General features: G+C 41.5%; 9 protein-coding genes. 6 read left to right on the top strand and 3 right to left on the bottom strand.

Annotation, left to right across the window (positions count from 1 at the left end; translation table 11 throughout):
- Positions 1-11: 11 nt before the first annotated feature.
- A complete protein-coding gene (locus tag PHU20_RS05410; RefSeq protein WP_274824321.1) occupies positions 12-557 on the top strand; it encodes a cupin domain-containing protein in 546 nt (181 codons plus the stop codon).
- A 138-nt stretch (positions 558-695) separates the two neighbouring features.
- Here PHU20_RS05410 and PHU20_RS05405 read toward each other — a convergent pair whose 3' ends face one another.
- Positions 696-4178, bottom strand: a complete 3483-nt coding sequence (locus tag PHU20_RS05405; protein WP_274824320.1) for a PPi-type phosphoenolpyruvate carboxykinase family protein — start codon at positions 4176-4178, stop codon at positions 696-698.
- A gap of 752 nt (positions 4179-4930) precedes the next feature.
- Between PHU20_RS05405 and PHU20_RS05400 the strand changes: the two genes are divergently transcribed.
- From PHU20_RS05400 to PHU20_RS05385, 4 genes are all read left to right on the top strand, one after another.
- Entirely contained in the window at positions 4931-7243 is a 2313-nt protein-coding gene (locus PHU20_RS05400; protein WP_274824319.1) for a chondroitinase-B domain-containing protein, read from the top strand.
- Positions 7244-7289: 46 nt separating this feature from the next.
- Positions 7290-9503 carry a heparinase II/III family protein gene (locus PHU20_RS05395; RefSeq protein ID WP_274824318.1) on the top strand — a complete coding sequence of 738 codons (2214 nt, stop codon included), beginning with the start codon at positions 7290-7292 and terminating at the stop codon, positions 9501-9503.
- 56 nt (positions 9504-9559) lie between these two features.
- Complete coding sequence (locus tag PHU20_RS05390; RefSeq protein ID WP_274824317.1) at positions 9560-10444, top strand: LysR substrate-binding domain-containing protein; 885 nt, start codon at positions 9560-9562, stop codon at positions 10442-10444.
- 75 nt (positions 10445-10519) lie between these two features.
- Positions 10520-11440 carry a YeiH family protein gene (locus tag PHU20_RS05385; protein WP_274824316.1) on the top strand — a complete coding sequence of 307 codons (921 nt, stop codon included), beginning with the start codon at positions 10520-10522 and terminating at the stop codon, positions 11438-11440.
- A 34-nt stretch (positions 11441-11474) separates the two neighbouring features.
- On the opposite strand, the gene PHU20_RS05380 is transcribed toward PHU20_RS05385, so the two are convergent.
- The gene (locus PHU20_RS05380) at positions 11475-11801 is read right to left on the bottom strand and encodes a winged helix-turn-helix transcriptional regulator (protein WP_274824315.1); all 327 of its coding nucleotides are present in this window, start codon (positions 11799-11801) and stop codon (positions 11475-11477) included.
- A gap of 137 nt (positions 11802-11938) precedes the next feature.
- Here PHU20_RS05380 and PHU20_RS05375 point away from each other — a divergent pair, with 137 nt between their 5' ends.
- Positions 11939-12940 (top strand): YhdH/YhfP family quinone oxidoreductase, encoded by a 1002-nt coding sequence (locus tag PHU20_RS05375; RefSeq protein WP_274824314.1) that lies wholly within the window; start codon positions 11939-11941, stop codon positions 12938-12940.
- Positions 12941-13083: 143 nt separating this feature from the next.
- Here the strand turns inward: PHU20_RS05375 and PHU20_RS05370 are convergent, their stop codons facing one another.
- Complete coding sequence (locus tag PHU20_RS05370; RefSeq protein WP_274824313.1) at positions 13084-13560, bottom strand: Dps family protein; 477 nt, start codon at positions 13558-13560, stop codon at positions 13084-13086.
- Positions 13561-13760 lie beyond the last annotated feature (200 nt).

Raw genomic sequence — 13760 nt, 5'->3', positions numbered from 1 at the left:
AAACATTTATCATGGATAGAAAAAGATTTATAAGGACTTCAGGATTAGGGATTGGGCTTACATTACTTCCATTAACGATCCAATGCCAATCATCCGATGATGCTGGTGGGCTATCAATGGAAGTAGGGGCTAAGATCATCAGCGATGGTGAAGGTAGCGTATTGAACGTAATAGGGGATATTCAAACCCATAAACTTAGAGGAAGTGATACCGGTGACCAAATTGTTGAATGGGTTTCCGATGTGGAACCGGGGGTGGGTATTCCACCCCATATCCATACGCTTGAAGATGAGATCTTCAGGGTTGTTAAAGGTCAGGTGGAAATAATGGTCGATGGGGTAGCCACGGTCTTAAATGAAGGGGATGTGGCCTTTGCCCCTAAGAACATACCACATGCTTGGACGGTAGTGGGTACCGAAAAGGCCAAAATGATCACTTCCGCCTTCCCGGCGGGCATAGAATTGATGTTTTCAGAACTGGCCGATCTACCCGCTGGTCCCCCGGATTTTGCAAAGGTATCCGAGATTTGCGGGAGATACGGGATTAATTTTGTTTAAGTAAGTAGGGAAAGAGGGAAAAAACGTCTTGGCGGCCGATTTCCAATATGATCGGGCCAATGCCATAAAAAAGTCACGACTTCACGAATGAACATTCGTGAAGTCGTGACGCTTATTTGAACCTATCAGGAAAGTGGCCTATTTTCTACAAAGCGGGTCGGCGCCGATAGTACCTTCCAAACTTTTTAGGTAGTCCGTCGAACTTACTTCCTTTAAAGTGTTTTCTACATTTTGAAAACGTGTTTTCAAATCCATTTCAGTTACCAAAAGTGCATTGTTGGAATCAGCGATGAATTTTTCCAAATAGTTTTTCTGCTGTGTATAGAATTGTATGTCCTTTTGCTGTTTTAATTTCAATCTATCGGTATACCAATCACTATTGATCACGTAATCCCTAGTGAAATATCCGCGCAATTCGGGATCGCTCATTTCCTTACCCTCAAAATGTCCATATGCCATGATGTGCAATAATATTTTTAAAGGTGGAATGGCCGCTTCGATACTGCCGTCTTCAAAATAACGTAACGCTACCTTTTGTTGGGCCTCAACAATGTTGTTGATACCATCAACATAATCCTCCATACCTTGCAGTTCGGGTTTCAACATTTTTTCGTTGAATACGGCATTTGGCTCATCGAACAGGCGGTTTAAACACCGTAAAGAGAAGGTGCTTGTGATACGGTAGCCCAATCTACTCGCCAACACTTTTTTGCCATTGTATTCAAAATCATCGATTTTTTCCAAAGATCCGTTGGCAATCAGGGCTTTTGGATCCCTATCCTCAGGTACGAGTCGGGCCCATATTTCAGGAATCAACAGACTTATATCATGATCTACTTTGTTGTCGGCCCCCACATAACCGGCAGCGGTACTAAAGGCATTGGATTCCGTTAGGATATGGGACAATAAGGCATTGTTCAGATCCGTTGTCGGGGTCAACATATTAAAGGGTCCTTTGGTCAAGGCACCTTCTGATCCGGCTCCGGTCGTTGAAGGGGATTTACCGGTAAGGCTACAGATAAAATCCATGAATAATTCAGGGGTTTCCTGATAGTGGATCGGGTTATAGACGGCCAATGGTCGTATACCTGCTTCTTTATCCACAGGATTGTTCCTTCTTCCGGGCAATATGGCATTGACTACATTGACCACGGGATCTTCGGATTTGACCTTTCTGTACAAACGAACCCCTATTTCGCCTAAATAGCTGGCTTCCGTTTCATTGATGAAAAGATTGCGTTCTAGATAGCGTGGGTTTTTGGTAGGTTCCCCATCCACGATTCTCGTGTGTGAGGGTAATGCAAAATATTCCTCCTCTTTGGGACTGTTCACGATACTTTCGATCAAATCCTTTACAGGTTGGGTGTACTTATCAAAATTGATGGTGTCCTCATAGATTTCGATAGCATCCTTTTTGGTCAGTAATTCGTAATTCGTCAAGAACACATTGTCTGATACCAAGTCGCGTTCCGCACCTTCGTCATACCCTCGAACAATGGCTTCATCGGGTCGTTGAAACAAATGGGATTCACAGTTCGCGACCACCTTTAGACTTTTATTCTGGTATAAGGGATTTAAATTCTTAAACTTGTTTCTAGGTAGGGTGATCGAAGCTGAAATATCATCTTCGGTCTGTATTTTCGTGGAAGCCGCAAAGTCTGACCTTAATTTATTCAGCATCCAATTTCCTTCTTGATTGAATCCAATACGCACGTAACTGCCCACTACTGGATTGTCGAAATACCATAGTTCGGTTCCTTTTTGACCGTTGATGATTTGAACCGACATACAATCCTTCCAATTCAGTTCATTGTGGTCTTGACGATAGAGTCTTTTTACAAAGAGTACCAAAGACCGGATATGTACCGGGATATTGGATATGAACTCATTGTATTCATCACTGTTTTTGTCCGATGGCGTAAGTAATTTTACGGCAGACCCCAACGTTCTCCGTTTATCTAAAAAGGATCTTGAAGGAGGTAAGGTCGGGTCATAGTTTTTCCAACGTTTTGAATAATTGAATTCAATGATCTCATCCGCCTTTTTAAAGTCTTCCTCAATGTCTATGACGTTGAACGGGATATAGGTAATGGCGTTCAACATCGATTTGGAAATCTCCGATTTACCACCCCCTGAAACCGTACAGGGTTTGTGGCAAAATACCCCTTCAGGTGAAGTGTTGACGATACGCCATAACGAAATGGCCCTGTGCTTTTCCAACCTGAATTTATTACCCGTAGGGTGTATATAGGTTTTGACCGGTGATAAGATCAGTTTTTCCTGTTTGTTTTTATGGGTCCAGGTAATACTATTGGTATTGGTGTTGATATAGGCATTTTCCGGAATATAAATAAGATTCGGATACTTCTTGTCGATCGCATAATTCGAAGGCTGTACCTCGATACGGTCACCCAATAATTTTTTTACATCTTCAAAACTGAACTTGTTTCCGAACTTGGCCGAAAAGGCACTACCATCGACGATATCGCCCATTACCCCTCTGGGGTATGCTATGGCACCACCGGCATGTTCTTCTTCGACCAAACCGAATAGGTTTGCCGAATAGCTGATCTGTGTTTTGATTTCCTTTTTCGAATATCCGAAATAGTTGTCCGCGATAATGGTGACTACAACCCCTCTGTCATCCCTACAGGTTACTTTAAAGGCACTACCATCATTGTATAATTCCTTTTCATCTTTCCAGCACATGCCATCAATTTTTTGGCGCTCGGTAGCAGCATCAAAATGGGGTAGGCCAACTTCTTTTTTGGTCAGTGTTTTTAATTGGGGCGCAAGAATGATACAGCCTGTATGTCCGGTCCAATGTTCGGTATCCAATGCTGCGTCATTTTGTGCCAAATAGGGATCTCCCGCATTTCCGAAGATAGATTCAACAAAATCCAAATTACTGACTAAGCTTCCAGGGGCAAAAAACCGCACCTCCAAACTTTTTTTCGAGATAACCCCTTTGACCTCGGGACACACCATGGGGCGCATCAAAAAGGAAACCATTAACTTGGCCTTCTCTTTTTGGTTTGAGGTAAAGGGCAATACTTTCAACTCATCCGAAGGATTGAATGCGGCCTTTAAGAAATGCTTGAAGGCGATTTTGGGTACTTCCTTTTTGTCCAAGGGTACAGGTAGGGGACCTTCTACGATATGAAAAGTACCCTTTGTGGTCCTTTTATCGTGAATAGGGTTGTTCAAGATACCCTGCTTTATACGGTATGAAGAAATATCATCACTAAAGAAGGTGTTTTCATTGGGGGGTAAACTTACTTCCCTTGCATGGCCTTTTTGGTTTAAAACCAACGTGTCATTGGGTAAATGTATGGCTTCCCCATTCAATTCCTCCTTTAAATAATCATTTATGAATTCTTGGATTCTTGAATCCGCGGGAGCAAGATGGGTGGATAGCAATCGCGATTTTTCACGAAAATTTTGAATCAATCCGTTGGTGAGTTCTTGAAATTTAGGATTGCAGAATTTTTCTGCAGGGCCATCCTCATCATCATGAAAAATAGGTTGTCCAAGTGATGATAACTGTAGGTTGATATATTGGATTATATCTTTTCTGCCTTGTTGGTTGCGATCAGGAGTTAGTGTACCTTCTTTATTCATTTTTTATGATTTATGATGTGCTTTATATTTAAACGATAATTTAAGAACCTGCACATTGATTCCCACTATCATTGGTAATCCAGATTGGTTAACCAATTTTCAAAAATACAAAAATCACACATTTTATTGATATTATCAACGAAAAGTCCATGATTTTTTTTTGATGTACGAAGAATAATAACAAAATTTAAGGAATAATAGGGTTTTGTAAAGAAATATTGAGGGTATTGGTGCCAAGGAACGTTTTAGGGAACATTTCTGTTGTATTTCCCTCCACTTTATCGGATGGGACGACGATCATATATGGGTTAAAGTATGCTGCGACACAATGACCCTAGGGGTGCTTCGGGGTATAATTTTTTATATCATTATCACGATTGCCGTTAAATTACCAACCCAATTTTGGTCCTTTTTTTTGCCCGATAATGTAAACATTTTCACCTTTTTGTAAGGTATTCCGTAATAATCATCGAGTTAATTGGCCAATGATTGGGCTAACTAAATAATGGTTTGTACATTTATCGCGCGAAATTGGTTAACCAATTTAACCTGTCGTATATCATGTAATGTTTCGTCCCATTAAAATCCTTTTCGAATGCTCTGGTGTAAAGCCCACAAGTTCTGGGCGGCCGAATGGTCGATCGTCATTTTTAGGGCTACGGAAAGATAGGATAGCATGTAAGTTATGGGCGATTTTTACAGTGATATGGTATTTATAGCATAAAATCCTAACTAATCAATAGTATAAATTCATGAAGTATTCAGTAATTATCCCTTTATTTTTTCTCCTCCTTATCGGTTGTAAGGATTCCGGAATGCAACCCTCAATAACGGTCACCAATAAGGATGGACTTAGTGCGGCTTTGGCCAATGCCAAACCTGGTGACGAAATTGTACTTGCCAATGGCGTTTGGGAAGATGTTCAAATACGTATGACAGCCAGCGGTACGGAAGATAAACCGATCACACTGCGGGCAGAAACCCCAGGTGAAGTTTTGATCCAGGGGGCATCTGACCTTAAATTGGGTGGCGATTATCTTATTGTAGACGGATTGTACTTTGTCAACGGTCATTCCCCTTCCAATGCGGTAATAGAGTATGCCGTAAGTACGGATAGTGTGGCCAATCACAGTATCGTCAAGAATTGTGTGATCAAGGATTTCAACAAAGCCCAACGTAACCTGACGGATTTATGGGTGCTTTTTAAAGGCAGGCATAACCAATTGGATCATTCTTATTTGGCGGGGAAATCAAATAGGGGTCCGACCGTTCGGGTAGACCTTGCAGGAAACCGGAACATCAATAATTACCATAAGATCACCAACAATCATTTTGGTCCCAGGCCACCAAAAGGCGGGCCGAGTGCGGAAAGCATACAATTAGGAAACAGTTTTACCTCCATGTGCCCGAGTTATACCTTGGTGGCCAATAACTTGTTCGATGAGTGTAATGGGGAGGTTGAGATCATATCCAGCAAAACGAACTTCAATGAATTCAGGAACAACGTGTTTTATAAAAGTGAAGGTTCATTGGTAACAAGACACGGTAATTATTGCACCATCGATGGTAATTATTTCATTGGGGATGGGGAATCAGCGAATTATGGAGGGATTAGGATCATCGGCACGGGCCATACGGCAACCAATAATTATTTTTATAATTTAAGGGGACAGAATTTCAGGAGTCCGTTAGCCGTTATGAACGGTATTCCCAAGTCGCCACTCAATAGGTACATTCAAGTTACCGATGTTGTTGTTGCCAATAATTCTTGGATAGATTGCACCTCACCTTTGCAGTTTGGTGTGGGGACCAATGTAAGCCAGAAAGATGTATTGCCTGCATCAGAGATCAGGTCGGCACGACCTATTCGAACCATAGTGGCGAATAATCTAATCTATAATACCAAAGGGGATAAAGCCCCCATTGTTGCCCATGACCTTATCGACGGTATAACGTTCAAAAGCAATATCATCAACAATCAAGGTGTGGTTTTTGAACCTAGTGATGCCCTGGAATCAAAAACATTTACCCTTAAGGAATTAAGCGAAAATATATGGGTGCCCACTACCGATTTTCCCGAAGTTCCAGTTTATGACGGATTCGGTTTTGAGGCATTTCAGCAAGACTTGTTCGGGGCATCCAGAAAAGACAATAATATGGTCGGTGCGATCGTAGGTGCTCCCACTGTGGCCCCATCGCCTTTAGATAGAACCGATTATGGTCCTACTTGGTATACTGCGGAGCCGTCCAAGGCCGCACCCAATACCCTTGAAGTCTATACTACCACCGACTTGGCTACGGTTATTGCCGATGCCCAGGATGGCGATATCATTGCATTTGAGGCAGGTAGCTATGAAATAGGTTCTTCTTTGAAGATCGATAAGACCTTGACCCTAAAAGGAAAATCCGATGGAGACGTAACCCTTGTTTACAAGGGGGGTAAAAACACTCCACTGTTCGAAATGAATCCCAAAGCGAATCTGACCTTAAAAGGTATGAACCTTCGTGGGGATATGGGTCAATATGCCTTTGCAAGCTTAGAGGAGAATATGTCAAGTAAATACGATTTGTATGTCGGGAATTGTAACATCGAGGCATTTGATTATGTATTGAAAGCCTTTAAATATTCCTTTGCGGAAAACATCACTTTTGATAATACCACCGTCAAGGATTGCCAAAACGGATTGGAGCTTTCCGAGGAGACAGAGGATAAGGGAGAGTACAATGCGGAAAATATCAGCATAACGAATTGTCATTTTGAGGGGGTACAGGAAAATGTATTGGATTATTACCGAGGGGGATATGATGAATCTACGGTGGGTGGCACCTTGGTGGTTGCCAACAGTACCTTTACAAAATGTGGGGCAAAAGAGAAAAATGGGATTTTATTGAATACCTACGGTATCGTAAATGTGGATATATCCGGTAATACGTTCAAGGACAATAAGGTTAAGCTGGTCGCCCAACTTTGGGGAGCGAAGAACAATACACACTCCAATAATACCATCAACAATTCTGGTAAAATAGTGGTAGAGGAAAATCTGAAACTCAATTTGTTATATTAAAGTGAAAAACCATCAACGACTAGGCTTCCTTCTTTTTATCTTGATCATGGTCCATACCAAAACATGGGCACAGGAACTTCCCGATCAGCGGGTATTGGGTATCCAAGAGCTTGCAGATTACCTTAAGGCCGATATCCGTGAAGGATTACAGATCGATGGGAAAATCAAGGAAGGATCCCTGGCCGAATATTTCAGGCAAGCCTTTTCCGACCGTTTCTTTTATGACCATAAAGGCATTGATGATCGTATGGCTACCTATAATGGGCTATATGGCAATGCGACTGAACATAAGGACAGGGCGTTGGACCACCTCAATAAATACCCTGCTAAGACCCAATGGGTCCTACCTTTCAACTATCGGAATGGGGAGCCGGTAAATGCTTATGCCCTTCGTCATTTGGCTAGGCAACATAAAATGGTCGATATTGCTTTGATGTATTTCAATGAAGGAAAGGACCCGAAATACATAAAGTATTTCGTGCACCAAATGCAATCCCTGAATAGGGCCCTTGAGGAGAATAAGTATGAGAGAATAGAAGACGGTAACGGAATATATGAGGTCTTTCGGGCAGGGTACCGAATCTCTAATTGGCTTTGGATCCATAATATGTTTTTAAACGACCCGGCATATACCGATGCAGATCAGTTGCAGACGATAGCGACATTATTGCAGCACGGTCAACACCTGTATGAAAGAAATGCAAACTTTCGGCCAGGTAACCATCAAACCAAAGGAATGTCGGGGTTGGCGGTGCTATCGATACTGTTTCGTGATTTCAAAGGCACCGACAAATGGTATGATAGGGCCATGATGAGGCTGGGGGAGCATTTGGAGAAAGAAATAAATCCCGATGGTTTTCAGTTCGAACGGTCCGTACATTACCATATGAGCGATATCAATAACTATTTCTTTGTGTATCAATTGGCACAGCTAAATAATATCAGTGTGGATACCGCCTGGGAACGGAAATTGAAATCCTTGTTCACTACCCTTGTAAAAATCGCGTATCCCGATAAAAGCGCCCCTGTGTTGCAAGATGATACCGAAATTCCCTGGGCAGAGAAAAATGACATATCGGGAGCCATGACACTGGGGTATATTTTGTTCAACGATCCTGAATTTGGATATTTTGCCACTGATAAGGTAGATGAACGGATGTATTGGTTTTTAAGCAATCCACAAGTGGAACTCTTAAGGCATATAGAGCGTAAAAGACCATCTTATGGTTCCTTGGCTTTTGAGGATACGAAGTATTACATCATGCGGCAAGGATGGGAGCCAAATGACCCTATGATGATCATCAGTGCCGGATTGGATCCCGACAAACCCGATCACCAACATGGCGATATGTTGGGGATACAAGCCATGGCCAACGGCAAGGTTATATTGCCCAACTATCAGGTACGGTATTCCCTCGAGGATTATGAATTGTTCAAGAATTCAATGGTAAAGAATGTGGCACTCATCGACGATGAGTTGTTGGGTAAGGAATATACTTCCAATAAAGGGGGGAGCGGTTTTGGTAAGTTTAAAAAGTTGCCGGTTCCAAAAGTAATTGCTTGGGAAAGCAATGACGTCTTCGATCTTTTTATAGGCAGTCATGACGGATTCGAAAATAAAGCTGTAGGTTACACCAGACAGGTCATTTATTGTAAGGACGGTTTCTGGATCGTAAAAGATAACTTCCAATCCAAAAACGGCCATGATTACAAACAAGTTTGGCAAGGGCATTATACCTCGGAAACAGGTCCTGGACTTCTTAGGGCTTCTTTCCCCGATGCAACGGGTTGTGATATTCTCCAATTGAAAACGGTCGATAAAGCCGTTACTTCCGGTGCACGTGGTAAAAACTGGACCGTAGTTTCCAAAACCGACCCGGACGACTTTGATTTTATCACCCTCATTTACCCTTATAAAGGATACCACAATCGAATAGATGAAACAAAGCAGGAAATCATGCTCGATGGATGGGTGGTCAATGATGGTTTATGGACCATTACGGGGAGCGATGCCCACATGATCCGTAAAGGGAATGGGGCATTTCTCTTTGGGATCTCGGAAGTGCATATGGGAAAGCTTGTCGTTACAGCTTCACAAGAAACGGACCTCTATGTTTTGGTACAGGGGAACAAACTGGAGGTACGGTTATTGGGGGATTCCAAAAGGGCCATAACGGTAAAACAGGGAAAAGGGAAAAATATAAAAGAAACCACCGTTATGCTTGCACCGGGCGACCGTAATTTTTTTAATTTGGATTAAGGGCCTTATTATTAGATCGTATTCGATCCAAAAGCGGGGATTCCAAAAATAAACGCATGAAAACCAAGTTACATATTTTTAAAGTCGTTGCTTCCCATTTAAGTTTTACAAAGGCCGCGGAACAGTTGTTCATATCGCAACCGGCGATATCAAAATCCATCAGGAATTTGGAGGAAGCGTATGGTATCACCCTTTTCTTGAGAAAGAGAAACTCCATTGAATTGACCAATGATGGGAAATCATTTTTGGTTTATGCCAATAAGATATTGGAAATCCATGCCGAAATGGAGAATCAGTTTTTACATAAATACGAGAAATTTCCGGAAGTCATACCCTTCGGGGTCAGTACAACCTTGGCCAATTATATCATCCCCAAGGTAATTGCGAAATTCAGGACACAGTTCCCCAAAACGAACTTTAAGATAACAAGTGGTAACTCTGAAGAAATCGAGGGGCTAATTTTAAATCAGGAATTGGATTTTGGGATTACCGAAGGCAAGAATACAAATCCAAAGTTACACTTCAATAAGTTTGTCAAGGATGAAATCGTCCTGGTTACCAATGCTAAGAACCCTGCCTATAAAAAAACCGCCATGGAAATTCGGGAGTTACCGGAAATTCCGATCATTGAACGGGAAATGGGTTCTGGGACAAAAGAGATCTTATACGGGTATTTGAACAAACACAAGATTCGAAAATTGAATACGGTGGTTACCTTGAACAGTACCGAAGCCATAAAAAACTACCTTTTACATTCCGATAATTATGCCTTTGTTTCCATGCATGCGATTACCGAAGAGTTGATCGACAATACCTTGAAAATCATTGATGTCAATGGGTTGACGATCGAGCGATGGTTCTATTTTGTTTCCCGAACGGGATTTCAATCCAACTGGATACAATTGTTGGAAAAGTATATATGGGATAACTATAACTTTTAGTTATGGCATATAGCTAATTAATTTGCAGATTGGTTATTGTATAGACTTACTTTTGTGTTGTTGATTGATAACGATATGAAAGCTACTGCATCAATTCTAATTTACTTTTGCATTGTCATAGTGTCGGTAATGGGAATGGTCAATAGCGCGACCGCTTTGTTGCTCGGGTTTGTCTTTAGCCTGTTTTTCAAGAATCCGTTTAAAACGAACACCCACAAGGCCATCCAATATTTTTTGAAAATAGCGGTTGTAGGCCTTGGTTTTGGCATGTTTATCAAGGAAACTTGGGCAACCGGAAAAGCAGGCTTTAGCTTAACATTGTACTCCATAGTACTTACGGTTGGTTTAGGGCTGTTACTGTCCAGGATTTTAAACATCGATTTAAAGTTGGGACACCTAATCACTTCGGGGACATCCATTTGTGGCGGTAGTGCCATTGCTGCTATATCGCCGGTAATCAAGGCAAACGGTAAATTGATCAGTATGGCCTTGGGTATTGTTTTTTTATTGAACTCCGTGGCCCTTTTGGTGTTTCCGGGCATTGGTCATTTGTTGCATTTGTCCCAAGAACAATTTGGACTTTGGTGCGCCGTGGCCATACACGATACGAGTTCAGTCGTTGGTGCGGCCTTGGATTATGGAGAGGAGGCTTTGCGGATAGCCACTACCGTTAAGCTTTCGAGAACCCTTTGGATAATCCCAATGTCCATATTTTCCATGTTTCTATTTAAATCAAAAGGGGAGAAAATCAAATTCCCTTATTTTATCTTGTTGTTCATAATCGCCATAGTCGTTAATAGCTTTCATCTTTTGCCTTCTTCCACTACGGAAACGATCGTTCTTTTTTCGAAACGATTACTGGTGCTGACTTTGTTTCTCGTAGGTACTACGATTTCAATAAAGGATTTAAGGGCTACGGGAATCAAACCGATGCTCTTGGCTATTGGTCTTTGGGTATTCATATCAACTTTTTCGTTGATCTATATTACCCATTGATCTTAAGAACTTGTAGAACGTAATGAATCGGAAATTAGGCTTGGACCTCTTCCAGCGTTTTTTCAAATAGGATTCCCCCTTTGAACATTCCCTTTAGTACAGGATGTATTTCCTTACCCAATGGGGTTAAGCTGTATTCCACTCTGGGCGGAACCTCAGGATATGCCTTTCGGTCAACCAATCCATCTTCTTCCAATTCCTTGAGTTGCTTGGTTAGCATCCGCTCACTGATATCGGTTAAGAGTTTGGCTAGTTCGCCATATCTCTTGTTGCCTTGAAAAAGGTACAGGATTATGGTCGCTTTTCTTTTTCCTTTGACCACGTTTATAAAAGTATCTATGGGGCAATAGCTTTTTTTCATTTTTTTTTGGTCTCTAAAGTGTTGAAAATGTTCAATTCGGCACAAAATGTTCGTAGGGGAACAATTTGTAAGTTGTTGATAGTTAATACTTTTATGTCGATATTTGCAAAAAATATGATTTTTTAAATATACTAAAGATGGAGGTAAATAGCATGGTGTTCAACGCATTTGTAGTCGAAGAGAAGAACGGGACGTATGAAAGGAGTATTAAATCGAGGAAAATAAGCGATCTGCCCGAAGGGGATGTGCTTATAAAAGTACAGTATTCTTCCCTTAATTATAAAGATGCCTTATCGGCAAGCGGTAATAAAGGAGTGACTAGAAACTACCCCCATACCCCGGGTATCGATGCCGTTGGTACCGTAGTTGCCTCAGAAACCGAAGAGTTTGCAGTAGAGGACAAGGTAATCGTTACCAGTTATGACTTGGGAATGAATACCGATGGGGGGTTTGGTGAATATATTCGAGTGCCGAAAGAATGGGTGGTTAAGCTTCCTGCCGATCTTACCATGAAAGAAGCTATGATCATCGGTACGGCCGGATTAACGGCCGGAATGTCCATTTTAAGACTCTCACAATCGATCAAGCCAGAAGATGGCAAAATCGTCGTATCAGGGGCAACAGGTGGGGTCGGAGCCTTAAGTGTAGCCATTTTAAGCAAATTGGGGTATGAGGTTGTCGCTGTAACCGGAAAAGAAGCCGAAAGCGATTACCTCCATAAATTAGGGGCAAAAGAGATTTTGTTACGGAGTGAAATCGAAAGTTTTGATAAAAAACCAATGTTGAGACCTCTTTTTGCCGGGGCCGTGGATACGGTAGGAGGTGTGATTTTAGAGAACATCATCAAAGCGACGCAACCTTTGGGAGTAGTTACTTCCTGTGGTAATGTTGCCTCACCGAAATTGGAATTAACGGTCTTCCCATTTATTTTACGGGGCATAACCTTGGCCGGTATCGATTCGCAGAATTATCCGATGGCCTATAGGGAAGAGGTATGGAATCGATTATCCAACGAATGGAAGCCTGAAACCTTGACCGATACATGCACTGAAATTACCTTGAACGAATTGAATGAAAAAATCGACCTAATGCTCGCAGGAAAATTAAAGGGAAGAACGGTTGTCAATATGGGGGCTTAGAGGAGAAATCGGGATAATGACGATTGATGATGAATTGAAGAGGTTATATGGCCCCCTTTATTTCCTCGAATTCCTTGATAAAAGGAATAAAAAAGCAAGAACTTATTGGTTCTTGCTTTTTTTTGTGAAAAATGTTCGCTTTCCTAACTTAAGAATGACTCAAGCATCCAGATATGCTTCTCTTGGGTCGAAATGAAATCGCTTACTGAATTTGTTGTGGCTTCATCGGAGCCCTCGGAAGCCAATTCCAAAATTTCACGCTCTTTACGCAATAAGTACTTTAAATTACCCAATACCAAGGCAACGCCTTGCTCACCTTTTGTTACGTCTTTGGCGACCTCTAGGGTCTTGTTGGCCAAATAATCGCCATGGGTATGTAAAGGACTGCTGCCAATGGCTAAAATCCGCTCTGCGATTTCATCGACCATTTCATCGGCTTCATTATATAATTCTTCATATTTTTCATGCAATAAAAAGAAATTTTTTCCTTTGATGTTCCAATGCAGCCCCCTGACATTCATAGTGTAGATCTGCACATCGGATAGTAGTGCGTTTAATGCTTTGGTAATCGTTGTCTTATAATCCTGTGTTTGTACTGATGTTGCTTCTAAAGTTTCCATTTGTCTATTTTTTATACAGGTAAAATTACCATGCTGCCCTTACTGTAAATGTAACTTTCGTTACCTATCCCATCCTGTTTGGTTATCTTGACATTGAGAAAGCTTATAGGGAAAATGAAAAACATAAAACTTTTCGATTCAAGCGATTTTTTGTGGTAGCTATTAATTCATTGTAAAGGCTTAATTTTAAAACGTCTGTA

The sequence above is a fragment of the Maribacter polysaccharolyticus genome (assembly GCF_028882255.1).
Lineage (GTDB): Bacteria > Bacteroidota > Bacteroidia > Flavobacteriales > Flavobacteriaceae > Maribacter_A > Maribacter_A polysaccharolyticus.
This window is presented reverse-complemented; position numbering and strand designations above follow the sequence as displayed.

Coding starts and splice junctions, on each gene's coding strand:
- PHU20_RS05380 (WP_274824315.1), bottom strand. CDS start 11,801: ATGAAAAAAAGCTATTGCCCCATAGATACTTTTATAAACGTGGTCAAA.
- PHU20_RS05370 (WP_274824313.1), bottom strand. CDS start 13,560: ATGGAAACTTTAGAAGCAACATCAGTACAAACACAGGATTATAAGACA.
- PHU20_RS05375 (WP_274824314.1), top strand. CDS start 11,939: ATGGAGGTAAATAGCATGGTGTTCAACGCATTTGTAGTCGAAGAGAAG.
- PHU20_RS05410 (WP_274824321.1), top strand. CDS start 12: ATGGATAGAAAAAGATTTATAAGGACTTCAGGATTAGGGATTGGGCTT.
- PHU20_RS05405 (WP_274824320.1), bottom strand. CDS start 4,178: ATGAATAAAGAAGGTACACTAACTCCTGATCGCAACCAACAAGGCAGA.
- PHU20_RS05395 (WP_274824318.1), top strand. CDS start 7,290: ATGGTCCATACCAAAACATGGGCACAGGAACTTCCCGATCAGCGGGTA.
- PHU20_RS05385 (WP_274824316.1), top strand. CDS start 10,520: ATGAAAGCTACTGCATCAATTCTAATTTACTTTTGCATTGTCATAGTG.
- PHU20_RS05390 (WP_274824317.1), top strand. CDS start 9,560: ATGAAAACCAAGTTACATATTTTTAAAGTCGTTGCTTCCCATTTAAGT.
- PHU20_RS05400 (WP_274824319.1), top strand. CDS start 4,931: ATGAAGTATTCAGTAATTATCCCTTTATTTTTTCTCCTCCTTATCGGT.